This window comes from Rhizobium hidalgonense, from assembly GCF_002914525.1.
In the GTDB taxonomy this organism is placed as follows: Bacteria; Pseudomonadota; Alphaproteobacteria; order Rhizobiales; family Rhizobiaceae; genus Rhizobium; species Rhizobium hidalgonense.
In genome coordinates this window covers 1-22697 of the sequence record NZ_LODW01000048.1, presented here as the reverse complement: position 1 = coordinate 22697, position 22697 = coordinate 1, and the positions used below count along the sequence as shown (strand labels likewise).

At 61.1% G+C, this 22697-nt stretch carries 25 protein-coding genes and 1 riboswitch; of the genes, 14 read left to right on the top strand and 11 right to left on the bottom strand.

All coding sequences use genetic code 11. The annotated features are described in order from the left end of the window. Nucleotides 1–72 precede the first annotated feature (72 nt). Nucleotides 73–900 carry a transporter substrate-binding domain-containing protein gene (locus ATY29_RS10020; protein ID WP_003568877.1) on the bottom strand — a complete coding sequence of 276 codons (828 nt, stop codon included), beginning with the start codon at nucleotides 898–900 and terminating at the stop codon, nucleotides 73–75. A 229-nt stretch (nucleotides 901–1129) separates the two neighbouring features. On the opposite strand from ATY29_RS10020, the gene hutC reads away from it, so the two are divergent. From hutC to ATY29_RS10000, 4 genes are all read left to right on the top strand, one after another. Further along, entirely contained in the window at nucleotides 1130–1837 is a 708-nt protein-coding gene (gene hutC, locus ATY29_RS10015; protein WP_097532662.1) for a histidine utilization transcriptional repressor HutC, read from the top strand. 29 nt (nucleotides 1838–1866) lie between these two features. Further along, nucleotides 1867–2796, top strand: a complete 930-nt coding sequence (locus tag ATY29_RS10010) for a LysR family transcriptional regulator (protein WP_097532661.1) — start codon at nucleotides 1867–1869, stop codon at nucleotides 2794–2796. 113 nt (nucleotides 2797–2909) lie between these two features. Beyond that, nucleotides 2910–4265 (top strand): LLM class flavin-dependent oxidoreductase, encoded by a 1356-nt coding sequence (locus ATY29_RS10005; protein ID WP_025416244.1) that lies wholly within the window; start codon nucleotides 2910–2912, stop codon nucleotides 4263–4265. Then, on the top strand, nucleotides 4262–4801 hold the full coding sequence (locus tag ATY29_RS10000; protein WP_003568871.1) for a flavin reductase family protein: 540 nt from the start codon (nucleotides 4262–4264) through the stop codon (nucleotides 4799–4801). The genes ATY29_RS10005 and ATY29_RS10000 overlap by 4 nt, the downstream gene beginning before the upstream one ends. Here the strand turns inward: ATY29_RS10000 and ATY29_RS09995 are convergent. Beyond that, on the bottom strand, nucleotides 4778–5941 hold the full coding sequence (locus ATY29_RS09995; protein WP_025416242.1) for an aminotransferase: 1164 nt from the start codon (nucleotides 5939–5941) through the stop codon (nucleotides 4778–4780). The genes ATY29_RS10000 and ATY29_RS09995 overlap by 24 nt on opposite strands. Nucleotides 5942–6037: 96 nt before the next feature. Here ATY29_RS09995 and speB point away from each other — a divergent pair, with 96 nt between their 5' ends. Continuing rightward, entirely contained in the window at nucleotides 6038–7093 is a 1056-nt protein-coding gene (gene speB, locus ATY29_RS09990; protein ID WP_097532660.1) for an agmatinase, read from the top strand. 47 nt (nucleotides 7094–7140) lie between these two features. Here the strand turns inward: speB and ATY29_RS09985 are convergent, their stop codons facing one another. The 4 genes from ATY29_RS09985 to gcvT all read right to left on the bottom strand — a co-directional run bounded on the left by ATY29_RS09985 (nucleotide 7141) and on the right by gcvT (nucleotide 12722). Further along, nucleotides 7141–8181 (bottom strand): glycoside hydrolase family 25 protein, encoded by a 1041-nt coding sequence (locus ATY29_RS09985; protein WP_003568866.1) that lies wholly within the window; start codon nucleotides 8179–8181, stop codon nucleotides 7141–7143. Nucleotides 8182–8336: 155 nt separating this feature from the next. Continuing rightward, complete coding sequence (gcvP, locus tag ATY29_RS09980; protein WP_097532659.1) at nucleotides 8337–11201, bottom strand: aminomethyl-transferring glycine dehydrogenase; 2865 nt, start codon at nucleotides 11199–11201, stop codon at nucleotides 8337–8339. Further along, nucleotides 11201–11563, bottom strand: a complete 363-nt coding sequence (gene gcvH, locus ATY29_RS09975; RefSeq protein ID WP_003579465.1) for a glycine cleavage system protein GcvH — start codon at nucleotides 11561–11563, stop codon at nucleotides 11201–11203. Before gcvH ends, gcvP begins: the two co-directional genes overlap by 1 nt. A gap of 22 nt (nucleotides 11564–11585) precedes the next feature. Then, nucleotides 11586–12722 (bottom strand): glycine cleavage system aminomethyltransferase GcvT, encoded by a 1137-nt coding sequence (gene gcvT, locus ATY29_RS09970; protein WP_097532658.1) that lies wholly within the window; start codon nucleotides 12720–12722, stop codon nucleotides 11586–11588. A gap of 156 nt (nucleotides 12723–12878) precedes the next feature. Then, nucleotides 12879–12971: riboswitch (glycine riboswitch) on the bottom strand. Nucleotides 12972–13129: 158 nt separating this feature from the next. Here gcvT and ATY29_RS09965 point away from each other — a divergent pair. Both ATY29_RS09965 and ATY29_RS09960 read left to right on the top strand, forming a co-directional pair. Continuing rightward, entirely contained in the window at nucleotides 13130–13510 is a 381-nt protein-coding gene (locus ATY29_RS09965; protein ID WP_003568860.1) for a hypothetical protein, read from the top strand. Nucleotides 13511–13582: 72 nt separating this feature from the next. Further along, entirely contained in the window at nucleotides 13583–14611 is a 1029-nt protein-coding gene (locus ATY29_RS09960; protein WP_097532657.1) for a DUF1775 domain-containing protein, read from the top strand. 72 nt (nucleotides 14612–14683) lie between these two features. On the opposite strand, the gene ATY29_RS09955 is transcribed toward ATY29_RS09960, so the two are convergent. Next, nucleotides 14684–14950, bottom strand: coding sequence for a hypothetical protein (locus ATY29_RS09955; RefSeq protein ID WP_003568857.1), 267 nt, complete (start codon nucleotides 14948–14950; stop codon nucleotides 14684–14686). A 120-nt stretch (nucleotides 14951–15070) separates the two neighbouring features. Here ATY29_RS09955 and crcB point away from each other — a divergent pair, with 120 nt between their 5' ends. From crcB to ATY29_RS09920, 7 genes are all read left to right on the top strand, one after another. Beyond that, nucleotides 15071–15448, top strand: coding sequence for a fluoride efflux transporter CrcB (gene crcB / locus ATY29_RS09950; protein WP_003568856.1), 378 nt, complete (start codon nucleotides 15071–15073; stop codon nucleotides 15446–15448). Nucleotides 15449–15542: 94 nt separating this feature from the next. Next, nucleotides 15543–16535 carry an RluA family pseudouridine synthase gene (locus ATY29_RS09945; protein WP_003568854.1) on the top strand — a complete coding sequence of 331 codons (993 nt, stop codon included), beginning with the start codon at nucleotides 15543–15545 and terminating at the stop codon, nucleotides 16533–16535. After that, a complete protein-coding gene (locus ATY29_RS09940; protein WP_003568852.1) occupies nucleotides 16532–17185 on the top strand; it encodes an HAD-IA family hydrolase in 654 nt (217 codons plus the stop codon). Before ATY29_RS09945 ends, ATY29_RS09940 begins: the two co-directional genes overlap by 4 nt. Before the next feature lie 9 nt (nucleotides 17186–17194). Further along, nucleotides 17195–17980: an ATP12 family chaperone protein gene (locus ATY29_RS09935; RefSeq protein WP_025416241.1), complete on the top strand. Its 786-nt coding sequence runs from the start codon at nucleotides 17195–17197 to the stop codon at nucleotides 17978–17980. A 67-nt stretch (nucleotides 17981–18047) separates the two neighbouring features. Further along, entirely contained in the window at nucleotides 18048–18506 is a 459-nt protein-coding gene (locus ATY29_RS09930; RefSeq protein ID WP_003568848.1) for a calponin homology domain-containing protein, read from the top strand. Between the two features lie 136 nt (nucleotides 18507–18642). Continuing rightward, nucleotides 18643–20175: an acyl-CoA carboxylase subunit beta gene (locus tag ATY29_RS09925; protein WP_025416240.1), complete on the top strand. Its 1533-nt coding sequence runs from the start codon at nucleotides 18643–18645 to the stop codon at nucleotides 20173–20175. A 138-nt stretch (nucleotides 20176–20313) separates the two neighbouring features. Continuing rightward, on the top strand, nucleotides 20314–20706 hold the full coding sequence (locus ATY29_RS09920) for a DoxX family protein (protein WP_003568846.1): 393 nt from the start codon (nucleotides 20314–20316) through the stop codon (nucleotides 20704–20706). 49 nt (nucleotides 20707–20755) lie between these two features. On the opposite strand, the gene sugE is transcribed toward ATY29_RS09920, so the two are convergent. The 4 genes from sugE to ATY29_RS09900 form a co-directional block, all read right to left on the bottom strand. Further along, complete coding sequence (gene sugE / locus ATY29_RS09915; RefSeq protein WP_097532656.1) at nucleotides 20756–21070, bottom strand: quaternary ammonium compound efflux SMR transporter SugE; 315 nt, start codon at nucleotides 21068–21070, stop codon at nucleotides 20756–20758. A 164-nt stretch (nucleotides 21071–21234) separates the two neighbouring features. After that, complete coding sequence (locus ATY29_RS09910) at nucleotides 21235–21702, bottom strand: YaiI/YqxD family protein (RefSeq protein WP_025416239.1); 468 nt, start codon at nucleotides 21700–21702, stop codon at nucleotides 21235–21237. Further along, nucleotides 21699–22184: a GNAT family N-acetyltransferase gene (locus ATY29_RS09905; RefSeq protein WP_097532655.1), complete on the bottom strand. Its 486-nt coding sequence runs from the start codon at nucleotides 22182–22184 to the stop codon at nucleotides 21699–21701. The genes ATY29_RS09910 and ATY29_RS09905 overlap by 4 nt, the downstream gene beginning before the upstream one ends. Further along, the coding region (locus ATY29_RS09900; protein WP_146053992.1) for a zinc-binding dehydrogenase at nucleotides 22184–22697 on the bottom strand (514 nt) is incomplete at its 5' end. The genes ATY29_RS09905 and ATY29_RS09900, both read right to left, overlap by 1 nt.

Below are 22697 nucleotides of genomic sequence, written 5' to 3'. Positions count from 1 at the left end.
GCCGTGACGTCTGTTCCCACGGCAGATTGCGCCCCGACCGATGGCGGGGCGCGTGCATTTCACCGGCAGTGGTCAGAATGCCGGGTCCTTGACAGCGTCCGGCGTGTCGAAAGACGCACCGAACCACTTCTTTTGCAGCTCCGCCATACGCCCGTCTGCCTTTATCTTGAGCATCGCGGCATCGATCGCGTCCATCAGCGGGGCATGATCGGCGTCCTTGAGACCGATAAAGCCGAAATAGGACTTCTTTCCGAAAGGCGGCAGGACGACTTCGAAAGTGCCCTTTCGCTGGCTGGCGACAAAGGCGATGTTCGGGAGCGAATTGGCGACGCCGGCAATACGGCCGGCTGCGAGATCGGCGTAGGTCTCAGTGAAGGCAGGATATTCGCGCACATCGACCTTGGTCGGCAGTGTGTCGGAGAATTCCTTCAACTGGTCGAGCTGGGCAGTTGCCTTGCCGACACCAATTGTCTTGCCGGCAATGTCTTCCGGCTTGCTGATCGTCGTGTCGCCGGCCTTCTTGAGGATGGCAATCGTCGCTTCTGCGATCGGCGGCGTGAACCGATAGCGCTCCATGCGCTTCTTGGTAATCGTTGCAGGACCTGCGACGACATCGAATTTGCCGGCCTCGAGCGCGGGGAAGACGCCGTCCCAGGGAAGAGCCACCCACTCGATCTTGACGCCAAGTTCCTCGCCGATCTCGGCAAAAAGGTCGACGTTCAAGCCTGTATGTTCACCCGCATCGATATAGTCAAACGGTGCGAACGCCGTTTCGGTGCCAACCTTGAGGGTGCCGGCTGCCTTGACAGACGCCAGCGTGTCGGCCGCATGGGCGGAAACGGCTGCTCCGAACAGGAACGCAGCGCCGACCAGACCCTTCAGCAGTGAATTTGCTTTCATGAGCATCTCTCCAGTTTTATTCCCCCGGCGGAGGAGTTTGGTTCCCGAGTTTTAATTTCAATGCGCGGATTTTTATGCTCCGCTTTTGACTATACAAATAGATATAGGCTGGCCTAGAGTGTCAATGTCAAAGTCGAGGAACGCAAAATTTGTGCCGGGTGGCGGCGATCTCGCCGGTGTGACGCGACCGCTCCGGCACTTTGATCGTGACGCCGAACGAGGTGTGGACTTGGTGTCGATTTATCAGCGTATTTTCATGGATATCGAGGCGAAAATCATCAGCGGCGATTGGCGGCCCGGCGACCGTATTCCCGTCGAGCATGAACTGGTCGCGGAATATCAATGTTCGCGCATGACCGTCAGCAAGGCACTGTCGGCGTTGGTCGAGCGCGGCATGATCGTTAGAAGGCGCAAGACCGGTTCGTTCGTCGCATCGCCCCAGATCGACCGCACGGTGATGGATATTCAGGATATCAGCACCGAAGCGGAATTGGCCGGGCACGAGCACCGCTTCGAGCTTCTCACCCGTAAGATCGAACGCCTTGGAGAGACGGAGGCACAACAGCTGTCGGAAGCTCCCGATGCAGAGATACTGAGGCTTCAGTGCCTGCATATCGTGGATGGCAGACCTAATGCCATCGAACGGCGGATCATCATGCTCGACGCTGTCCCACGGGCGCGCGAGGAGAGCTTCGCCTCGATCCCGCCCGGCAAATGGCTGCTTGCAGAAGTTCCCTGGTCCAAGGCCAAACACGTCATCCGCGCCGTCTCGGCCGATACGGCGACGGCGCGCATCTTGCAGACCGAAAGGGGTAAGGCCTGCCTTTGCCTAATCCGCCAGACCTGGCAGAACGGCCGGACGGTGACATATGTCGAGATTACGCATCCAGGCGACCGGTTCCAGTTCGCAGGGACGTTTCATCCGACAGCGAATTGAATGGGCGCCAATCACGGGAGGCTGCGCAAGTGATCGATGAGCGCTTCAAGACGATCCGGCTCAAGGGCCTGCAAGCCTTCGAAGCAGTGGGGCGTTGCGGCGGCGTGACGGCCGCGGCACTGGAGCTCAAGGTCTCGCCGGGGGCAATCAGCCAGCAAATCCACAAGATCGAAAGTTTTCTTGGAGTTTCGCTTCTGGAGCGGAGCGGGCGAACCGTCGAGCTGACCGCCTGGGGCCGGCTTTATCATCAGGAGATCTCGAAGGGATTTGAGCAATTTGCGCTGGCCCAGCAGTTGTTGGAAAAGGCACGCAACGAGACGGCGCTGGTCCTTAGCGCGCTTTCTTCCGTCGTCAACAAATGGATCGGCAGGCGCATCTTCGACTGGCAGGCCCTTCACCCCGATGTTCAAGTGAGAATTATCGGACGGGACAAGGAGCCCCGGATCGGCTTCGACGATGTCGATTTCCGCGTGAGCTACGGATCGGACGTCCTGCAGCACGACCATTATACGGAACTGTTTCGCGATTGGGTCGTGCCTGTCTGCTCGCCGTCGCTGATGCAGGATCGCGCGCACGCGGCCCGGGATCTTTTCGAGCAACCGCTTCTGCATGTCGAGTGGGAAAGGCACTTCACGCCTTACCCAAGCTGGGCGGAGTTTGCCGCTATGGCCGGTCTCTCGTCCGAGGCGTCAACGCCGGGCCGCTCCTTTACTCTGTCGAGCAGCGCGATCGATGCTGCCGTCAACAAGCGCGGCGTCGTCCTCGCACAGATGTCGATGATATCAGATGAGCTCGAGGCGCAGACGCTCGTCATTCCCGTCGACATGCGTATTCCGCTGCGCGAAAGCTACTTTCTCGCCTGGGACCGCTCGGCACTGCAAAAGCCGCGCGGGCGCGAATTCCGCGACTGGCTCGTCGCGATTTCCCGTCAGCAAGCTTTGGCGTCAGCACCCAAGTGAACGTTTAGAAAAACTAAAACGGACCTTAGCGCCGCGATGTTGATGAAAATTTGCGCCTGGTGATAATTTGCGCAGCCACCTTCAATCGGCAGCATGCATAAGGGGAGAGCTCGATGGCACGAACTGACAAGATGAAACTCGGGACCTTCGTCTACACTTTCGGCTTTCATCCGGCCTCGTGGCTGCATCCGGCCAGCGATGTCGGCGGCGCCAATGACTTCGCCCATCTGCTCGATGTCGCCAAACGATCCGAAGCGGCCAAGTTCGATTTCATGTTCATGGCGGATTCTCCGGCTGCCGCCGTCGGTGATCCGAATGCACTTGCCCGCATTCCGACCAAGATGAATCGCTTCGAACCCCTCTCGCTGCTGTCAGCACTGGCGGTCACGACCAACGATCTCGGTCTCGTTGCGACGGTGTCGACAAGTTATTACGAGCCATACAATGTCGCCCGCCTGTTCGCCTCCATCGACCATTTGAGCAAAGGGCGCGTCTGCTGGAACGTCGTCACCTCCGACCATGATGAAACCGGCTACAACTTCAATCGCGAGGGACTTGATCCGCATGCGCTACGCTATGAGCGCGGCAACGAATTCGTCGATGTCGTCTTCGGCCTTTGGGACAGCTTCGAGGAAGGTGCTCTGCTTCTCGACCGTGAAAACGGTGTGTATTATGACAAGACCAAGCACCACACGCTCAATCACAAAGGCAGGCATTTCCAGGTCCGCGGACCTCTCAACATTGCGCGAACGCCCCAGGGCCGCCCCGTCATCGCCCAAGCGGGTGGTTCGGAACCCGGAATGGATATGGCGGCGCGCACGGCCGAGATCGTCTTCAGCCTGGCGTCGAATATCGAGCGGAACCGGGCCTTCTATGAAAACGTCAAGAGTCGGATGCCGGCTTATGGCCGCGATGCCGACGACCTGAAGATCATGCCTGGCATCGTCCTCAACGTTGGTGAAACGGAAGCCGAGGCAAAGGCGAAGGTCGATTATCTGATCGACAAGATGCATCCCGATGTCGGCCGGTTGATGCTGTCGGAATTCCTGGAAGCCGACCTGCGCGACGTCGCTCTCGATGAGCCTTTCCCGATGGATCGACTGCCGGCGGCGCCGAAGGGTTCACGCGCCCTGTTCGACGAACTGGTCGATTTCGTCACACGCGGCCATACCGTTGGCGAACTCATCCGACACTATGCCGAGAAGCATACCGGAAATGGCATCACAGGCACGCCGGCCCAGATCGCCGACTTCATGGAGGAATGGTTCCAGACGCGCGCTGCCGATGGCTTTATCCTGATGTTTCCGACCTTGCCCTCCAGCCTCGACGATTTCGTGAGGCTTGTCCTGCCCGAGCTTCGCCGCCGCGGCCTGTTCCGCGAGGAATACGAGGGCAGGACCCTGCGCGAAAACCTCGGTCTCTCAGTGCCGGCAAACCGTTTTACCAAAACGCAGACGCCGGCCCGATGAGTGCCGAGGCTTTGATCAGCGAAGCAGACTTCAAGCTTTCGATGCGTCATCTGGCCGGTGCGGTCAGCGTGATCACGGTCGGCGACGGACAAGACCGCACCGGCTTCACCGCAACCTCGGTCTCTTCATTTTCGGCGGAGGTGCCCTCCGTCATCGTCAGTGTCAACCGCGCATCTTCCTCATGGCCGGTGTTGCATCGGTACGGCTGTTTCTGTGTGAATGTGCTCGCTGCCGACCAGCAGCAGGTGGCGCAATCCTTTGCGGGTTTCGACGGACGCAAGGGCATCGAACGCTTCGGCAATGCGGAATGGTATCGCCTCAGGACCGGCGCGGCCGTTCTCGAAAACGCCCTTACCGTGCTGGACTGCAAGCTCGAAACGGCATTCCACCATCATTCTCATGCCATTTTGATCGGACATATCTGCGCCATCCAAGTCCGACAGGGTATAGGCCCGCTCATCTATTGGGGCGGTGGCTATCGTGAACTTCCTGTGGAGGTCGATCACCACGTTTTAGCGGAGCCGCTCCGACAATAGTCCTATCGAGGCGACATCCGCATTGGCAAAGGCAAGTCTGAGGTAATGCTCTTGTCCCTCGCCGAAATAGGCCCCGGGCAAACAGACGATGCCCGATTCCCTGGCGAGTCTTTCGGTGACCTCGGAAGACGATCGGTCGGGGAAGGGGTGCCGGACGAAGGCGAAATAGGCGCCGATCGCCCCTATCTGCCAATCACCCAGGTTGGAAAAGACCTGTTTTAGCGCATCCGCCCGGCGCTCGATTTCCAGCCGGTTGCCGGCCCGCCAATCGGCAAGCGCCGGGATGGCCGATGCAACCGCGATCTGAGCCGAGCGCGGGGCGCAAATCTGCATATTGTCCATCACTTTGGCGATCTCGGCGACGAGTTTGGGTCCTGCCGTGATGGCACCCAGCCTGTGGCCGGGGATGCAGAAGGATTTCGAAAAACTGTAAAGAAGAACGACCGTGTCCTCCCAACCCGGCTCGGACAGGAGTGAGTGCGGCCGGCCGTAATCCTCGTCAAGGAAATCGCGATAGGTTTCATCAAGGATCAGCCAGGCACCATACTTCCGGCAAAGAACAAAAAGCTCGTGCAGCAGGCTCAGCGGATACACCGCGCCGGTGGGATTGTTAGGTGTGACGACTGCCAGCACCTTGGCGCCGGCCGCAAGTGCTGCCTCGGCCGAACTAGGATCAGGCAGAAAACCGCTGGCCGGATCGCACTCAACCAATCGACGTCCTATCCCCAGCATCGACAGCGTCGTGTCGTGGTTGAAATAGAAGGGATTGGTGAGAGCCACCGTATCACCAGCGCCAGCAAGGGCGATCGCCGCGCACATGAACGCCTGATTGCAGCCGGCGGTGATGTGGATATTGCCTGCGGAAAGGTCGGCGCCGTAAAGCGCGGCGATATGTTCCGCATAGGCCTTGCGCAACAAAGGCTCGCCTTCGATCGGACCGTAGCCGGTCATCGTCTGTTGTCCGGCCGCCTCGCCAAGCAGGCGAAGCATCTCCGGAGAGGCGGGATAGCCGGGCACGGCTTGCGATAGATCGATGAGCGGCCCCTTGCTCCCTCTATATTCGCGGCTCCAGGCGATGACGGAAGGAATGGGCGGGGCAGAGAGGCGGGAAACAAGTAAATTGGGTTTTGCAGCGATCATTTCGATATCTCTTTGATACCGATTGCTACAACGATACCAATTGCCTTCTCAACCCCTTTGTCGGCTGAGACGGAACCGAAGCGGAGACGTAGGCGCATGGTGTGGGACAAAACGCGACTCGAACAGTTGCGCGCAGAATTCGCGGACGCCAATGGCGGTGGGATATTCGATGAGAAGTTTCGGAAAGTGGCGGAGAAGATCATCTCCAAGAACGGCACGCGACTGGCGCCATACGCCGGTGTACCAACATTCCTCAGCGCACCCTATATGCAGGTCGCAGCCGATGAGCCGGACTTCGGCAATCTGCAGGTTGCGATCACCGGGATACCCATGGATCTCGGCGTCACCAACCGCCCGGGCTCCCGTTTCGGACCGAGAGCGCTTCGCGCCATAGAAAGGATCGGTCCCTACAATCACGTTCTCGCCACGGCGCCGGTTTTTGATCTTCGGGTGGCCGACATAGGCGACGTGCCGTTCCAAAGCCGCTACCGGCTCGAACTCAGCCACGACGACATTGAAAAGCGTGTGGGTCAGATCGTCGACGCCGGCGTTGCGCCGCTTTCGGTTGGTGGTGATCACTCCATCAGCCATCCGATCTTGAAGGCCATCGGCCGGCAACAGCCGGTCGGGCTCATCCATATCGATGCCCATTGCGATACAAGCGGCGCATTCGATCAAACCAAGTTTCATCACGGCGGGCCGTTCCGCAATGCTGTGTTGGACGGCGCACTCGATCCGACGAGGACAATCCAGATTGGCATCCGTGGTTCGGCGGAATATTTGTGGGAATTCTCCTATGCGTCGGGAATGACCGTGATCCATGCCGAAGACATTAGCGGTATGGGGATTGCTGCGGTGGTCGCCAAAGCAAAATCCATCGTCGGCGACGGCCCGACCTATCTTTCCTTCGACATAGACAGCCTCGATCCGAGTTTTGCACCTGGTACAGGCACTCCCGAGGTCGGAGGATTGACCACTCGTGAAGTCCTCGAGCTGATACGCGGGCTGAAAGGGATAAATCTGGTGGGCGGCGACGTCGTCGAGGTTGCCCCGCAATATGACGCAACGACCAACACCGCGCATGCTGGGGCACAGGTACTTTTCGAGATCCTAAGCCTTATGGTGTTCAGCCCATCGATCGGCAAACGCTAGTGCATTTTGCGGTTTTCGGTCGACATCGTGCGAGCCAAACCTCTCTGTCACCGCGCCGCTACCCAGTCGTGCCAATCGCTTTCGTTGCCGTTGAAGACGTTGAGGTCGATCTTGCCGTCGACGCCGTCGGAGAGGCCGGAACCGGAATATTGCCAGAAGAGCCATTTGCGGCCGGGATAGACCTTGGACGGATGAGCGGCGACCGAGCGCAGCCAGAAGGGATAGTCGAGCATCTGGCCCTTCAGATTGTCGCGGTAGAAATCCGGCGCCGTGTAGATGATCGGGCGCTGGCCGTAATAGCGCTCCAGCTTGTCCATGAAAACCTGCATCTTTTCGCGGACGCGGGCGGGGGAAATGCGCCGCTTGCAGCTCGATTCGCCGTTCCATTCGACGTCGATCACGGGCGGAAGGGCGTTTGCTTCCCTCGGCACATTGCGGATGAACCAGTCGGCCTGTTCGCCGGCTGTCCGGCACCAGTAGAAGAAGTGATAGGCGCCGTGTTTCAGACCGGCTTCCTTGGCACGGCGCCAGTTCTTCTTGAACATCGGATCGAGGTGATCACCGCCGTCGGTCGCCTTGATGTAGACGAAGTTGGCGCCCTGCGACCGCAGCGTCTCCCAGTCGATCTCACCTTGCCAGCGCGACACGTCGACGCCGTGCACGGCAAGCTTTCTCGGCGAAGTTCTGCCGAAATTGATCGGCTTGGCATCACGGAAGCGGTGGCCGTAAATTCGCGAGCGCGTCGGCGATTTGGTGCTGTTATCGGGATCGGCTTCCGGGTTGGCAGGCATCAGCATCGCCACCGGCCGTTCCGTCGGCATCGGCATGCCGACCGGCCTGTCTGCGGGCACGAGCGCCTGCGGCTCCGGAACCTGCCCTGTCCAGCTCAACGCCTCTTGCGGCGCGCTGGCCTGCGGAGCAGCTTCACCCACGGCAGCAGCCGGGATTGGGCCACCAGGCTTGGTGATCGCATTGGTCGTTTCGGCCGACGGCACTGGGGTGAGCACATCTTCTGCGCCGGAACTGGCGGCGCATCCCGACAGGATCAGGGCGGCGAGGAGGATTGCTGGCACAGCCGATGGACGCATGAGAACCTGCACGCAAAACAAAAGTCGACGGCTGAAAGAAACCGCCCATTTTCAATTGCTAACAGAGACTTGCTAAGAAAGGTTAAATTTGACCCTTGTGCCTCGTCATAAGCTGAGCCCCTCCCAATTCGTGGAAGGGGCTCGCCGAATGCATTCTACTCCGCAGCCTCCGCATAACTCTCCACCGGCGGGCAGGTGCAGATGAGGTTGCGGTCGCCGTAGACATTGTCGACGCGGTTGACCGGGGACCAGTATTTGTCGACGCGGAAGGCGCCGGGTGGGAAGCAGGCCTGCTCCCGGCTGTAGGGCCGGTTCCATTCGCCGACGAGGTCTTCCACCGTGTGCGGGGCGTTCTTCAGCGGATTGTCGGTCCTGTCCATGCGGCCGTCTTCGATGGCGCGGGCTTCCTCGCGGATCGCCAGCATCGCCTCGCAGAAGCGGTCGAGCTCGGCCTTGGTCTCGCTTTCCGTCGGCTCGATCATCAGTGTGCCAGCCACCGGCCAGCTCATCGTCGGCGCGTGGAAGCCACAGTCGATCAGCCGCTTGGCGACGTCGTCGACGGTGACGCCGGCGCTGTCGACCAGCGGGCGGGTGTCGATGATGCATTCATGGGCGACCCGGCCGTTCTTTGACTTGTAGAGCACGTCATAGGCGCCCTTTAGCCGGGTAGCGATGTAGTTGGCGTTGAGGATCGCCACCTTGGTTGCCTGGGTCAGGCCTTCGCCGCCCATCATCAGACAGTAGCTCCAGGAGATCGGCAGGATTGAGGCCGAGCCGAAGGCGGCGGCCGAGACCGCGCCGGGGCGTCCGTCGGTTTCGGGATGGCCGGGCAGGTGGGGCGCCAGATGCGCCTTGACGCCGATCGGGCCCATGCCGGGACCGCCGCCGCCATGCGGGATGCAGAAGGTTTTGTGCAGGTTCAGGTGAGAAACGTCGGAGCCGATGTCACCAGGGCGGGACAGGCCGACCATGGCGTTCATGTTGGCGCCATCGAGATAGACCTGGCCGCCATTGGCATGCACCAGTTCGCAAATCTCCTTGACCGTTTCCTCGAAGACGCCATGTGTCGAGGGGTAGGTGATCATGCAGCAGGAGAGATTTGCCGCATGTTCCGCAGCCTTGGCGCGGAAATCGTCGAGATCGATGTCGCCGTTTTCCCGCACCTTGACGACGACGACCTTCATGCCGACCATCTGGGCCGAGGCCGGGTTAGTTCCATGGGCCGAGGTCGGGATCAGGCAGACGTCGCGATGACCCTCGCCGTTGGCGATATGGTAGTTGCGGATCGTCAGCAGGCCGGCATATTCGCCCTGAGCGCCGGAATTCGGCTGCATCGAGAAAGCATCGTAGCCGGTGACGGCGCAGAGCTTTTCGATCAGGTCGTCGATCATTTCGCGATAGCCGAGCGCCTGATCTGCCGGCACGAAGGGGTGGATGTCGGAAAATTCAGGCCAGGTGATCGGCAGCATTTCCGCCGTCGCATTCAGCTTCATCGTGCAGGAGCCGAGCGGGATCATCGAGCGGTCGAGCGCCAGATCGCGGTCGGAGAGCCGGCGGATGTACCGCGTCATCTCGCTTTCGGCGCGGTTCATGTGGAAGATCGGATGGCTGAGGTAATCGCTGGTGCGCAGCATGTCCTTCGGCAGCCGGTAGGACGGTTCGAAATCGGCAATGGTGAAATTGCCGCCGAGGGCGCGCCAGACTGCCTCGAGCGTTGCAGGTCGGGTGCGTTCGTCGAGGCTCATGCCGATCCCGGTTTCGCCGACCTTGCGCAGATTGACGCCTTCGGCGACGGCGGCGCGCAGGATGAGACCCTGCATATGGCCGACATCGACGGTGATCGTGTCGAAGAAACTTTCCGGCTCGACCTTGTAGCCGAGCTTTTCCAGGCCCTTGGCCATCAGCACGGCTTTCTGGTGCACCTGCTGGGCGATCGCCTTGATGCCATCCGGACCGTGGAAGACCGCATACATCGAGGCCATGACGGCGAGCAGCACCTGGGCGGTGCAGATGTTCGAGGTCGCCTTCTCGCGGCGGATATGCTGCTCGCGGGTTTGCAGCGACAGGCGATAGGCGCGGTTGCCGCGAGCATCGACGGAGACGCCGACCAGGCGGCCGGGCATGGAGCGCTTGATGGCGTCTTTCACAGCCATATAGGCCGCATGCGGGCCGCCGTAGCCGACCGGAACGCCGAAGCGCTGCGATGAACCGACGGCGATATCGGCGCCCATTTCGCCTGGTGATTTCAGCAGCGTCAGCGCCAGGATATCGGCGGCGACGACTGATATGGCGCCGGCCTGGTGCAGGCGGGCGATCAGGCCGGTGAAATCACGCACGTGACCGTGCGTGCCGGGATATTGGAAGATCGCACCGAAGACGTCGACGGGATCGAGATCGGTGAAGGGATTGCCAACGATGACGCTCCAGCCAAGCGGCTCGGCGCGGGTGCGGATGAGGGCGATAGTCTGCGGGTGGCAGTCGGCATCGACGAAGAAGGCTTTCGCCTTCGATTTGGAGACGCGCTCAGCCATCGCCATGCCTTCGGCGGCGGCGGTCGCTTCGTCGAGCAGCGAGGCATTGGCGACGTCGAGGCCGGTGAGGTCCGAGATCATAGTCTGGTAGTTCAGCAGGGCTTCCAGGCGGCCCTGGCTGATTTCCGGCTGGTAGGGCGTATAGGCAGTGTACCAGGCCGGATTCTCCAGGATGTTGCGCTGAATGACCGGCGGGGTGATCGTGCCGTAATAACCCTGGCCGATCAGCGAGACCAGCACCTTGTTCTTGTTGGCGGTGTCGCGCAGCTTGTCGAGCGCCTCGCGCTCGGTCATCGGCGCGCCCCAGACGAGCGGTGCCTTCTGGCGGATCGAAGGCGGCAGTGTCGCGTCGATCAGCCCGTCGAGACTGTTATAGCCGATGGCCTTCAGCATGTCGGTCATCTCGGCCGGCGAGGGGCCGATGTGACGGCGATTGGCAAAATCGTAGGGCTGATAGTCGGTGAACTGGAATTCGGTCGGCGTCGTCATTACGCGGTGAGCTCCTTATAAGCCGCCTCGTCGAGCAGACCGTCGGCGTCCGCGGGATTGGCAAGCTTCAGCTTGAAGAACCAGCCCGACCCTTGAGGATCGGAATTGACCAGCGAGGGATCGGCGACGATGGCCGGATTGACCTCGGTGATCTCGCCGTCGAGCGGACAATAGACGTCGGAGGCAGCCTTGACGGATTCAACGGTCGCGGCATTGCCGTTCTTGGAGAAGGTCGCGCCGACTTCCGGCAGTTCGACGAAAACCAGGTCGCCGAGTTGCTCGACGGCATAGGTGGTGATGCCGACCGTCGCAACGCCGCCTTCGATCTGCAGCCATTCATGTTCTTCGGTGAATTTCAGCATTGTTCGTCCTCTCTGGAAAGGTTTAGCGTTTGTAGGTGGGTGTAACGAAGGGCAGGGCGCTGACGGTGACCGGCAGATATTTGCCGCGCACCTCGGCATAGACGAGCGTGCCGGCCGCAGCATGGGAGACCGGCACATAGCCCATGGCGACGGGGCCCTCGACGCTGGGGCCGAAGCCGCCCGAGGTGACTTCGCCGATTTCGGCTTTGCCCTCGGCATCGGCATAGAGCTTGGCATGGCCACGCACCGGCGCCTTGCCTTCCGGCTTCAGGCCGACGCGGCGGCGGACAGCGCCGTTTTCGAGTTCGGACAGGATGCGGCCGGAGCCCGGGAAGCCACCGGCGCGTGCGCCACCCGAGCGCCGCGCCTTCTGCATCGCCCATTCCAGCGCCGCTTCGACCGGCGAGGTGGTCGTGTCGATATCGTTGCCGTAGAGGCAAAGGCCGGCTTCGAGGCGCAGCGAGTCGCGGGCGCCGAGGCCGATCGCCTGGACATCGGGATGCTCGAGCAACCGCATGGTGACATCGACGGCCTTGTCCGCCGGGATCGAGATTTCGAAGCCGTCCTCGCCGCTATAGCCTGAGCGCGAGACCAGGCAGGAAACATCGTGCAGGCGGCAGTGGCGCACATCCATGAATTTCATCGCCGCGACGTCGGCCCAGAGCTCGGCGAGCACCTCAACGGCACGCGGACCCTGCAGCGCGATCAGGGCGCGATCGAGAAGGGTGATGTCGCACTGGTCGCCGATATGGGCTTGCAGATGAGCAAGATCGGCCTCCTTGCAGGAGGCGTTGACGACGATGAAAAGGTGGTCGTCGAGATGAGTGATCATCAGGTCGTCGAGAATGCAGCCGCTGTCGTCGGTGAAGAAGCCGTAGCGCTGGCGGCCTTCGGCAAGGCCGAGAATGTCGACCGGCACCAGGCTTTCGAGCGCCAGCGCGGCATCCTCGTAGCTGCCCGATTTCGCCTTCACGATGACCTGGCCCATATGCGAGACATCGAAGATGCCGGCCTCGGTGCGGGTATGAAGATGTTCCTTCATCACGCCGGCCGGATATTGCACCGGCATGTCGTAACCTGCGAACGGCACCATGCGGGCGCCGAGCGAAAGATGCAGGCCATGCAGCGGGGTTTTCTTCAGGGCAGCAGTATCGTCCAAAAGACGCCTCCGGGGTTTGCGCCTTCTCGCGAAGGCGCGGGCTCAAATCTGAAGGCGCGGCTGCGCGCTTCTCTCCTGAGCCCCCTCTGTCCCTTTGCCTGAGATTGTTATCCCTTCGGCGAGCGCTTTAAAAACGCTTCTCTCCAGAGTTCCGTCTGCCCCTTGCTGGTCCTTTTGCCTGAGAGTTTCCGGGGCGGTTGCTCCTTCGGCACCGGTGGCGAAAGCACCGGATTCTCCCAACAAGGTTGGCGCAATTATCCGTTGGCTGGGGCGATTGGCAAGCGCCAAATGTCGTCACCGAGCAAATTTTTGTCGTCTTATTCCAATCATGCCTTAAACTGCCGCAAATCTGCTTTTGCATTCGGGGGCGAAACCGGCTATCGCGGCTTGCTGTTGAAGGGGATCTCATGCGGCGGACCGAATTGAAAGCGACGCTCTTTCTGCGCATGCTTTGCGCCTTGAGCTTGGCTTTGCTCGGCCTTGCCCATGAGGCGCCGCAGACCGTTGTTTCCCAAGGCTACCATGCCGCAGCCTATATGCTGCCGGACGGCACCTTCGCCTCGCTCTGCGTCACGGTGAAGGACGCCGACGGCAAGACCGTCGCCTTCAAGCCGAATTGCGAAGCCTGCCGATTGTCGGCTTCCGTCATTCTGACGGCGCCGGATGCCGGCTCCTGGCTCGAACGCAAGCTCGGCTCGTTCCTTAATCCGCCGGTCGAAACCTCAGCCGTTGCTGGCGCAAGTGCCGTCGTCCGGCCGAATTCCCGCGCGCCTCCCATCCTCGGCTGATCTGCTCCGCAACCTATGACGCAGCATGCCGGTCCGCCCAACAGAAGTCCGCGGCCGGCGAGGAGATATCCGATGAAAACCATGCAGACATTCGCGCTTGCCGCCCTTTTTTCCGCGACCGCCATTGGCGGCGCCGAGGCGCATGTGACCTTCCTCGACAAGGAGGCCACGCAGGAGAGCACCATTCTCGCCACGCTGCAGCTGCCGCATGGCTGCGACGGCAAGGCGACCACCGAAGTGCGAGTCAAGCTACCGGAAGGTTTCGTCTTCGCCAAGCCGCAGCCGAAGGCTGGCTGGGAACTCGAGGTGGTCAAGGGCGATTACCAGAAGACCTATGACAATCACGGCGACAAGGTGAAGGCAGGCGCAGTCGAGATCCGCTGGAAGAACGGCAATCTCTCCGACGATTTCTACGATACTTTCGTCATCCAGGGGAAGGTATCGGGCATTGAGGCCGGGACCTCGCTCGCCTTTCCGGTGACGCAGATGTGCGGCGATACAGTTCAGGCCTGGGATCAGGTGGCGAAGGAGGGCGGTGATGCGCATGGGATGAAAAGCCCGGCGCCGCTGTTGAAGGTTGTTGCCGGCGAAAGCCATGATCATGAGCACGGGGACATGGCCGGCATGGACATGACCGGTAAAACCGGCATGGACATGACCGGTAAAACCGGCATGGACATGTCCGGTATGGCGGCTGCGGCGCCGGCCGGCGAAACGGTCAAGGCCGGCGATCTCGAAGTCTCCGGCGGGTTCGCCAAGGCGATGCTGCCCGGCCAGCCGGTCGGCGGCGGCTTCTTCACGGTGAAGAACAACGGCAAGACCGACGATCGGCTGCTGTCGGTGACCTCGCCGGTAGCGGGCGAGGTTCAGCTCCATGAGATGGTGACCAAGGACAATGTCATGCGGATGCGCCAGCTGAAGGACGGCATCACCGTTGCCGCCGGCCAGACGGTCAAGCTCGAGCCCGGCAATCTGCATCTGATGTTCCAGAAGGTGAAGACGCCGTTCAAGCAGGGCGATACCGTGCCGGTGACGCTGACCTTCGAAAAGGCCGGCAAGGTCGATCTCGTGCTGCAAGTGCTGTCGGCGCAGGGCAAATAAGTGCGAACCGATCGAAACAGCAAAGCCCGCGACTGTGATCGCAGCCGCGGGCTTCATTCGGAGGCGGTTGCCTTAGACCTCTTCGTAGGATTGCAGTGCCTGCTTGAGGCCGGCTTGCGGCTGGCGGTTGCCTTTGGCCATCAAATCGAGCGCCACCTCAGTCGACTGGATGATGCTGGAGGGCTCTTCGGCCTGATCTGGGCTCTCAGCTTTCAATTGCCGGTCGGCAAGGCGCCGTGCGTCGCGCGCCGCGGTGCTCGTCGCCACACGCTGGGGGATTCTCAGCGATTCGAAGGCGATGGCAGCGGTGTTGGCCGATACGGACAGGAGCTGGGTCATGGCGTCAGCGTACCGGCATGACCTTGGTGCCATCATAACAAAATCATCAGCATTTTACCGATTGGTAAGAATCATGCGAACTCGATGGGAAACGCTCTCAAAACGCGGTAAATCCGGCTCATGATCCAGGCTCTCCTTGTCGCTCTCGGCGGCGCTATCGGTTCCCTTCTCAGATATTATGTCGGCCAGTGGTCGTTGAGGCTGATGGGCCCGGCTTTCCCCTGGGGTACGCTTACCGTCAACGTCGTCGGCTGTTTCGTCATCGGCGTTTTCGCCGAACTGATCGCGCGCAAGTTCAACGCCTCGGTGGAACTGCGCCTGTTGCTGATCACCGGCTTCCTCGGCGGTTTCACCACCTTCTCGGCCTTCTCGCTGGATGCGATCTCGCTGTTCGAGCGCGGCGAGGCCGTCGCGGGCGGTATTTACATCGCTGCCAGCGTCGGACTTTCAATGGCGGCCGTCATAGCGGGCCTTGCCGTCATGCGCGCTTTGGTCTGATTTCTTTTCCGGTTTCCGTTTTGCGTGAAAATGCTCTAAAGGCTGCGGCAAGAACGCCGGCTTGGCCCGCGCTGCAATTTCCGAAAGATTTTTTATGGCTGGCATAGAACATATCAAGGTTGAAGCCGACGAAGCGGGCATGCGGCTCGATCGCTGGTTCAAAGTGCATTTTCCCGGGCTCGGCTTCGGCCCGCTGCAGAAGCTGTTGCGCTCCGGCCAGGTGCGCGTCGACGGCGGACGGGTCAAATCGGATGCGCGCGTGCAGCCCGGCCAGACGGTGCGGGTGCCGCCGCTGGATGTCGACGCCAAGCTGAAATCCGGGCCGATCGCCGGCAAGGATCTCAAGCATTCGTCCGATTTCGAACTGCTGTCGCGGATGGTGCTGCATGAGGACGACAAGGTCATCGTGCTCAACAAGCCGCCGGGTATTGCGGTGCAGGGCGGTTCCGGGGTCTCCCGTCATATCGATCAGATGCTCGAAGCCTGGACCAGCCCGAAGGGCGAAAAGCCGCGGCTCGTTCACCGCCTCGACCGCGATACATCAGGTGTCCTCGTCATCGCCCGCACCCGCGGCGCCGCACAGAAGCTGACCGCCGCCTTCCGCGAGCGCGACACCAAGAAGACCTATTGGGCGCTGGTCAAGGGTGTGCCGCGCAAGCACGAGGATAAGATCTCGACCTGGCTCGTCAAGGAACCGACAGCCGATGGCGATCGCATGCGCATCGCCAAACACGGGGAGGACGGCGCCGACCATGCGATTTCCTTCTACCGCGTGGTTGAGACGGCGGCTCAGAACCTCGCATGGCTGGAGATGGAACCTTATACCGGCCGTACCCACCAGTTGCGCGTCCATGCCCTGCATATCGGCCACCCGATCATCGGCGATCCGAAATATTTCGACGACGATCCGAATTGGGATTTTCCGGGCGGCGTCCAGAAGAAGCTGCATCTGCACGCGCGCCACATCGACATCCCGCATCCCTCCGGTGGCCGTCTGCGCGTCAGCGCGCCGCTGCCATCGCATATGGTGCAGACCTGGAACCTTCTCGGTCTCGACCTTGCCGGCGCCGAAAGGGACAGCGAATGAAACTTGCCCTGTTCGATTGCGACGGCACGCTGGTCGACAGCGCCGGCCTGATCCACGAAACCATGCGCCGCACCTTCGAGACGTTCGGTAAGCCGGAACCGCGATTTGAGGATACCAAGGCGATCATCGGCCTGTCGCTCGATATCGCGATCGCCCGCATGCAGGGCAGGCCGCATGTCGAGCCGCAAGATATCGACATGACGGCGCATTACAAATCGCTGTTCTCGGTCGTCCGTCAGGATCTCGACTACCGGGAGCCGCTGTTTCCCGGCATTCGCGAGATGATCGATGCGATCAGCGGACGCGAGGATCTGCTGATCGGTGCGGTGACCGGCAAATCCAGGCGCGGGCTGAACCTCGTGATGGAGACGCACGGCTTCGACCGATATTTCACCGTTGCGCGCACCGCCGACGATTGCCCTTCCAAGCCGCATCCGGCCATGGTGACGGAATGCTGCGAGGAAACCGGCATGAATGCCACCGAAACCATTGTCATCGGCGATGCGATTTACGATATGCAGATGGCAAAGGCTGCCGGCGCCAAGGCGATCGGCGTTGCCTGGGGCTATGCCAGCGTGGATGAGCTGATCGCCAACGGCGCCGATGCGATCGCCTATCATCCGAACGAGATATTGCGCCATTTTTCCTGAGGTGAGCCCATGCGCGACCTGCTGAACGACCTTTCCGAAGGCCTGACCCATCCCGATCCGATCCGCCGGGCGCAGATCCAGATGAAGAAGCCGCTGCCGAAGCGTTTCTATACTGATGTCTCCGTCGCCGAGCACGAGGACGGTTTTGCGGTCACGCTCGACGGCAAGACGGTGCGCACGCCGGCACGGCAGGTTCTCGCCGTTCCCACTGAGGCGCTGGCGCGGCTTGTCGCCGCCGAATGGCAGGCGCAGGGTGAAGAGATCGATCCCCTGACGATGCCGGTGACGCGGCTTGTCAACACCGCCCTCGACGGCGTTGACGCCAACAGGCAGGCGATTTTCGAAGATATACTGCGCTTTTCCTCGAGCGACCTTATCTGCTATCGCGCCGATGGTCCGGAACTGCTGGTCGCGCGCCAGGCCGAGCGCTGGGACCCGGTCATCGACTGGGCGGCGCACGATCTCGGCGCCCGCTTCATCCTCATCGAAGGCGTGATGCCTCAAGAGCAGCCCCGCGAGGCGACTGCCGCCTTCGCCGTGACGCTCGCCAGATTTGATAGCCCGATGGCGCTTGCAGCGCTCCACACGATCACGACGCTGACAGGTTCGGCGATCCTGGCGCTCGCCATTGCCTGCGGCCGGGTGACGATGGAGGAGGCCTGGTCGCTTGCCCATCTCGATGAAGACTGGACGATCGAGCATTGGGGCAGTGACGAGGAAGCCGAGGAGCGGCGCGCCAAGCGCTTTGCCGAGTTCAAGGCGGCGACGGACGTTTTTTTCGCCCTAAGCGCCTGAAACATATTGCCTTACCGGGCATTATGACGAAATCTGCGACTCCAACGGAGTGGGTGCGGGATTTGTCATGAATTGGCTGAGGTCATGTTTTTGCCGGGCCGCACTCGTCTGTGTCGCGCTCACGGCCTGCGCCAGTCTGTCAGGTCCGAAGCCGGAGACACCGGTCTATGATGTGCGTAGCGCCGTCGTTCTTTCGGGCCCGAATATGCCGGCCGCGCTGCTTTCCGGCATCAACGACCGCGTCAACGCCGCAATCAACGTCACCGTGCGCGACACCGTGCTGCCCCGCGTGGTGCTGACGATCCGTGTGGTTTCCGTAGAGAAAGGTCTAGGCTTCCAGAAGGATCGCAATGTCGCCAAGATCAGTATCGACGCGGCCTCGGTCGAAGACGGATCGGTCATTGCCGTCAGCGCCTTCGACGTGACCAGCATCGCCGCCGACCCCAAGCTTGCCGACGAGATCCTGGCCGAGGACGTTGCGGCGAGAATAAGGTCGGCTTTCTCACTCAGCGGGCGCAGCCACTAGAACAGGGTGATTTTAGGCCCGCTCGGCCTGAAGTCTGAATCCTGTTCTAAATTAAATAGTTAGAGCATGATGTCATGAAAAACCCGCGCACAGTTTTCGGCATCATGCTCTAGAGTTTATCGGCGAGGGAGATCGCATGAAGGAAATTCTCGAAGAACTGGAACGGCGCCGCGGCGTCGCTCGCCTCGGCGGCGGCAAGGCGCGCATCGACGCCCAGCACCAGCGCGGCAAGCTGACGGCGCGCGAGCGCATCGATCTCTTCCTCGACGAAGGTTCCTTCGAGGAGTTCGATATGTTCGTCGAACACCGCTCCACCGATTTCGGCATGGACAAGAGCCGGGTTGCCGGCGACGGCGTCGTGACCGGCTGGGGCACGGTCAACGGCCGCACCGTGTTCGTCTTCGCCAAGGATTTCACCGTCTTCGGCGGCTCGCTTTCGGAAGCGCATGCCGAGAAGATCATGAAGGTGCAGGACATGGCGCTGAAGAACCGCGCGCCGATCGTCGGCATCTACGATGCGGGTGGCGCCCGCATTCAGGAAGGTGTGGCGGCCCTTGGCGGTTATGCCGAAGTGTTCCAGCGCAATGTGCTCGCCTCAGGCGTCATCCCGCAGATCTCGGTGATCATGGGTCCCTGTGCCGGCGGCGACGTCTATTCGCCAGCCATGACCGATTTCATCTTCATGGTGCGGGACAGCTCCTACATGTTCGTGACCGGGCCCGATGTGGTGAAAACGGTTACCAACGAAACGGTGACAGCGGAAGAACTCGGCGGTGCCGTGGTCCACACGACGCGCTCGTCGATTGCTGACGGCGCCTATGAGAATGATGTGGAAACGCTGCTGCAGGTGCGCCGGCTGATCGATTTCCTGCCGCTTTCGAACACCGCGCCGCTGCCCGAGATCGAATGTTACCAGTCGGTAACAGAGGTCGACATGTCGCTGGATACGCTGGTGCCGGCCAGCGCCAACAAGCCTTACGATATCAAGGAATTGATCCGGAAGGTGACGGACGAGGGGGACTTCTTCGAGATCCAGGCAAGCTTTGCCGGCAACATCGTCTGCGGCTTCGGTCGCGTCGAAGGCTCCACGGTGGGTTTCGTCGCCAACCAGCCGATGGTGCTGGCCGGCGTGCTCGATAGCGATGCGTCGCGCAAGGCGGCGCGCTTCGTGCGCTTCTGCGACTGCTTCAACATTCCGATCGTCACCTTCGTCGATGTTCCCGGCTTCCTGCCGGGTACGGCGCAGGAATATGGCGGCCTCATCAAGCATGGGGCCAAGCTGCTCTTTGCCTATGCCGAGGCAACGGTGCCGAAGCTCACCGTCATCACTCGCAAGGCCTTCGGCGGCGCCTATGACGTCATGGCGTCGAAGCATCTCCGCGGTGACCTCAACTATGCCTGGCCGACGGCGCAGATCGCCGTGATGGGCGCCAAGGGCGCGGTCGAAATCATCTTCCGCAAGGATATTGCCGATCCGGGAAAGATCGCCGCGCATACGAAAATGTACGAGGACCGGTTCCTCTCGCCCTTCGTCGCCGCCGAGCGCGGTTATGTCGATGAGGTGATCATGCCGCATTCGACCCGCCGGCGGCTCGCACGTGGCCTAAAGATGCTGCGCAACAAGGATCTCGCCAATCCCTGGAAAAAACACGACAACATTCCGCTTTGACATTTTCCGACGAATAAAGTCGTGCGCTCAGGTGTTTACCTCCTGTCGAAAAAGTGAACGGCCGTCAGTGATCCGTGTCTTCAATCCTTACCGAGGACAAGCTAACGCTCGGCTCTTATTTTTTTAAGGAGAGGTTTAATGTCAACTTTCGAGCGTCTTTCCGCCTATCGGCCCTACGGGCTGGCCGCTCTCAGAATCATGACTGCCCTGCTGTTCATCGAACACGGCACCATGAAGCTTTTCGCATTCCCGGCTGCGCAGATGGAAGGCCCGCTACCGCCGCTGATGCTCTTCGCCGCCCTTCTGGAACTTGTCGGCGGTCTCCTCATTCTGGTCGGCCTGCTGACGCGTCCGGTCGCCTTCCTATTGGCCGGCCAAATGGCAGTCGCTTATTTTATGGCGCATGCCCCGAACAGCTTCTTCCCGGCCGTCAATCAGGGCGACGCCGCAATATTGTTCTGCTTCGTCTTCCTCTACCTCTTCTTCTCCGGTCCCGGCGCGTTTGCGATCGACAACCGCAAGACGGCTTGAAACGGACAGTGATTGCGGGGCGCTTCGGCGCCCCGCAGCATTTTCGGGATCAGGCAGTGAGTTTGAGGCCGGCGATTCCGGCGACGATCAGCGTGATGCAGGCAAGACGGGAGACACTTGCCTCATCGCCAAGCAGCCAGATGCCGAGGAGCACGGTGCCGACCGTGCCGATGCCGGTCCAGACCGCATAGGCGGTGCCGATCGGCAGATGCTTCACCGCCAGGCCGAGCAGCACGATGCTGACCACCATGGATATGACGGTCAGCGCCGTCGGCAGCGGCCGCGTGAACCCATCGGTATATTTAAGGCCGATTGCCCAGCCACATTCGAAAAGACCGGCGAGAAAAAGCAGAAACCAGGGCATACGACTCTCCTTGTTCAAGAGCGAGGCCGTCCCCGCGACGGTTGCATCCGGAAGATGCCGCAGTCGTCTGCGATCCCGTCTATATGCTTAGGAGAACGGCCCTGTTCAAGGCAGGAATCGGCATGGCTGCCATGCCACCTGTTTCATGCGCGTTTTGGGCGGGATCACGTTGGCCCGCCGGTCTCCGCCGACAAGCTTTTGGCGCGGCGGCAGAGGCGGTCGAAGGTTTCGAGGAAACGTGAGCGGTCCTTCGGGCTGAAGGCGGCGTTGTAGCCCTTGCTCTCGCCGGTTTCGCGCAGATGCGCGCCGAGATCGCGCATGGCGCTCGCCATGCCGATATTGGTCTCGTCGAAGACGCGGCCGGTCGGGCCACTGACGAAGGCGCCGGTGGCGACACAGCGCACGGCGAGCGGAACGTCGGCGGTGACGACGACATCACCCGTGCCGGCGCGCTCGGCAATCCAGTTGTCGGCGGCGTCGAAGGCGTTGGAAACGATGACATTGTGGATCATCGGATCGCGGGAAGGCCGCAGGCCGGAATTGGCGACGAAGGTGACTTCGAGGCCGAGGCGTTCGGCAACCTTCAGAATTTCCGGCTTCACTGGGCAGGCATCGGCATCGACATAAATCATGACGAAATCCCCGCCGGCCGGATGGCCAGCTCGCGGACCATATCGATATGGGGAATGCCGTCTTCCAGATATTCCTCGGATGCCACGCTGAAACCGAAAGCTTCATAGAAGCGACGGAGATGGGCCTGTGCTGACAGAGCGATGGGGTTTGCCGGATAAAGCCGTTCACAAGCAGAGATCGATTCGCTCATCAATGCATCGCCCAGGCGTTTGCCGCGATGGGCGGGCGAGACGACGACGCGGCCGATCTTCGACGGCTCGTGCGGCCCGTGCGGCTTCAGGATCCGTGCCGAAGCCAGGAGTTCACCGTTCTCCAACAGCCGTAGATGCAGAGCATCGATATCCTTGCCGTCGAGCTCCGGATAGGCACAATTCTGCTCGACGACGAAGACATCGACGCGCATTTTCAAGAGGTCGTAGAGCTCCCGCGCGAGAAGCTCGTCGACGCTCTTGAGGTCGGCGGTATAGGTCGCCGAAGCCATCAATAGACCACCACGCCGCGGATGCTTTCGCCCTTGTGCATCATGTCGAAGCCCTTGTTGATGTCGTCGAGCGGCATGGTGTGGGTGATCATAGGGTCGATCTGGATCTTGCCCTGCATGTACCAATCGACGATGTCAGGCACGTCGGTACGGCCGCGCGCGCCGCCGAAGGCAGTGCCCATCCAGTTGCGGCCGGTGACCAGCTGGAACGGACGCGTGGAGATCTCCTGGCCGGCGCCGGCAACGCCGATGATGATCGATTTGCCCCAGCCGCGGTGGGATGCTTCCAGCGCTTGGCGCATGACCTTGGTGTTGCCGGTGCAGTCGAAGGTATAGTCGGCGCCGCCGATCAGATCGCCATTGCGCTTGGTCAGGTTGACGAGATAGGGAACGATGTCGTCACCGACCTCCTTCGGATTGACGAAATGCGTCATGCCGAACTTCTCGCCCCATTCCTTGCGGTCCGGGTTGATATCGACGCCGATGATCATGTCGGCGCCGGCGAGCCGCAGC

Coding starts and splice junctions, on each gene's coding strand:
- ATY29_RS10020 (WP_003568877.1), bottom strand. CDS start 900: ATGAAAGCAAATTCACTGCTGAAGGGTCTGGTCGGCGCTGCGTTCCTG.
- ATY29_RS10005 (WP_025416244.1), top strand. CDS start 2,910: ATGGCACGAACTGACAAGATGAAACTCGGGACCTTCGTCTACACTTTC.
- ATY29_RS10000 (WP_003568871.1), top strand. CDS start 4,262: ATGAGTGCCGAGGCTTTGATCAGCGAAGCAGACTTCAAGCTTTCGATG.
- ATY29_RS09995 (WP_025416242.1), bottom strand. CDS start 5,941: ATGATCGCTGCAAAACCCAATTTACTTGTTTCCCGCCTCTCTGCCCCG.
- speB (WP_097532660.1), top strand. CDS start 6,038: ATGGTGTGGGACAAAACGCGACTCGAACAGTTGCGCGCAGAATTCGCG.
- ATY29_RS09985 (WP_003568866.1), bottom strand. CDS start 8,181: ATGCGTCCATCGGCTGTGCCAGCAATCCTCCTCGCCGCCCTGATCCTG.
- gcvP (WP_097532659.1), bottom strand. CDS start 11,201: ATGACGACGCCGACCGAATTCCAGTTCACCGACTATCAGCCCTACGAT.
- gcvH (WP_003579465.1), bottom strand. CDS start 11,563: ATGCTGAAATTCACCGAAGAACATGAATGGCTGCAGATCGAAGGCGGC.
- ATY29_RS09965 (WP_003568860.1), top strand. CDS start 13,130: ATGCGGCGGACCGAATTGAAAGCGACGCTCTTTCTGCGCATGCTTTGC.
- ATY29_RS09960 (WP_097532657.1), top strand. CDS start 13,583: ATGAAAACCATGCAGACATTCGCGCTTGCCGCCCTTTTTTCCGCGACC.
- ATY29_RS09955 (WP_003568857.1), bottom strand. CDS start 14,950: ATGACCCAGCTCCTGTCCGTATCGGCCAACACCGCTGCCATCGCCTTC.
- crcB (WP_003568856.1), top strand. CDS start 15,071: ATGATCCAGGCTCTCCTTGTCGCTCTCGGCGGCGCTATCGGTTCCCTT.
- ATY29_RS09945 (WP_003568854.1), top strand. CDS start 15,543: ATGGCTGGCATAGAACATATCAAGGTTGAAGCCGACGAAGCGGGCATG.
- ATY29_RS09940 (WP_003568852.1), top strand. CDS start 16,532: ATGAAACTTGCCCTGTTCGATTGCGACGGCACGCTGGTCGACAGCGCC.
- ATY29_RS09935 (WP_025416241.1), top strand. CDS start 17,195: ATGCGCGACCTGCTGAACGACCTTTCCGAAGGCCTGACCCATCCCGAT.
- ATY29_RS09930 (WP_003568848.1), top strand. CDS start 18,048: ATGAATTGGCTGAGGTCATGTTTTTGCCGGGCCGCACTCGTCTGTGTC.
- ATY29_RS09925 (WP_025416240.1), top strand. CDS start 18,643: ATGAAGGAAATTCTCGAAGAACTGGAACGGCGCCGCGGCGTCGCTCGC.
- ATY29_RS09920 (WP_003568846.1), top strand. CDS start 20,314: ATGTCAACTTTCGAGCGTCTTTCCGCCTATCGGCCCTACGGGCTGGCC.
- sugE (WP_097532656.1), bottom strand. CDS start 21,070: ATGCCCTGGTTTCTGCTTTTTCTCGCCGGTCTTTTCGAATGTGGCTGG.
- ATY29_RS09910 (WP_025416239.1), bottom strand. CDS start 21,702: ATGATTTATGTCGATGCCGATGCCTGCCCAGTGAAGCCGGAAATTCTG.
- ATY29_RS09905 (WP_097532655.1), bottom strand. CDS start 22,184: ATGGCTTCGGCGACCTATACCGCCGACCTCAAGAGCGTCGACGAGCTT.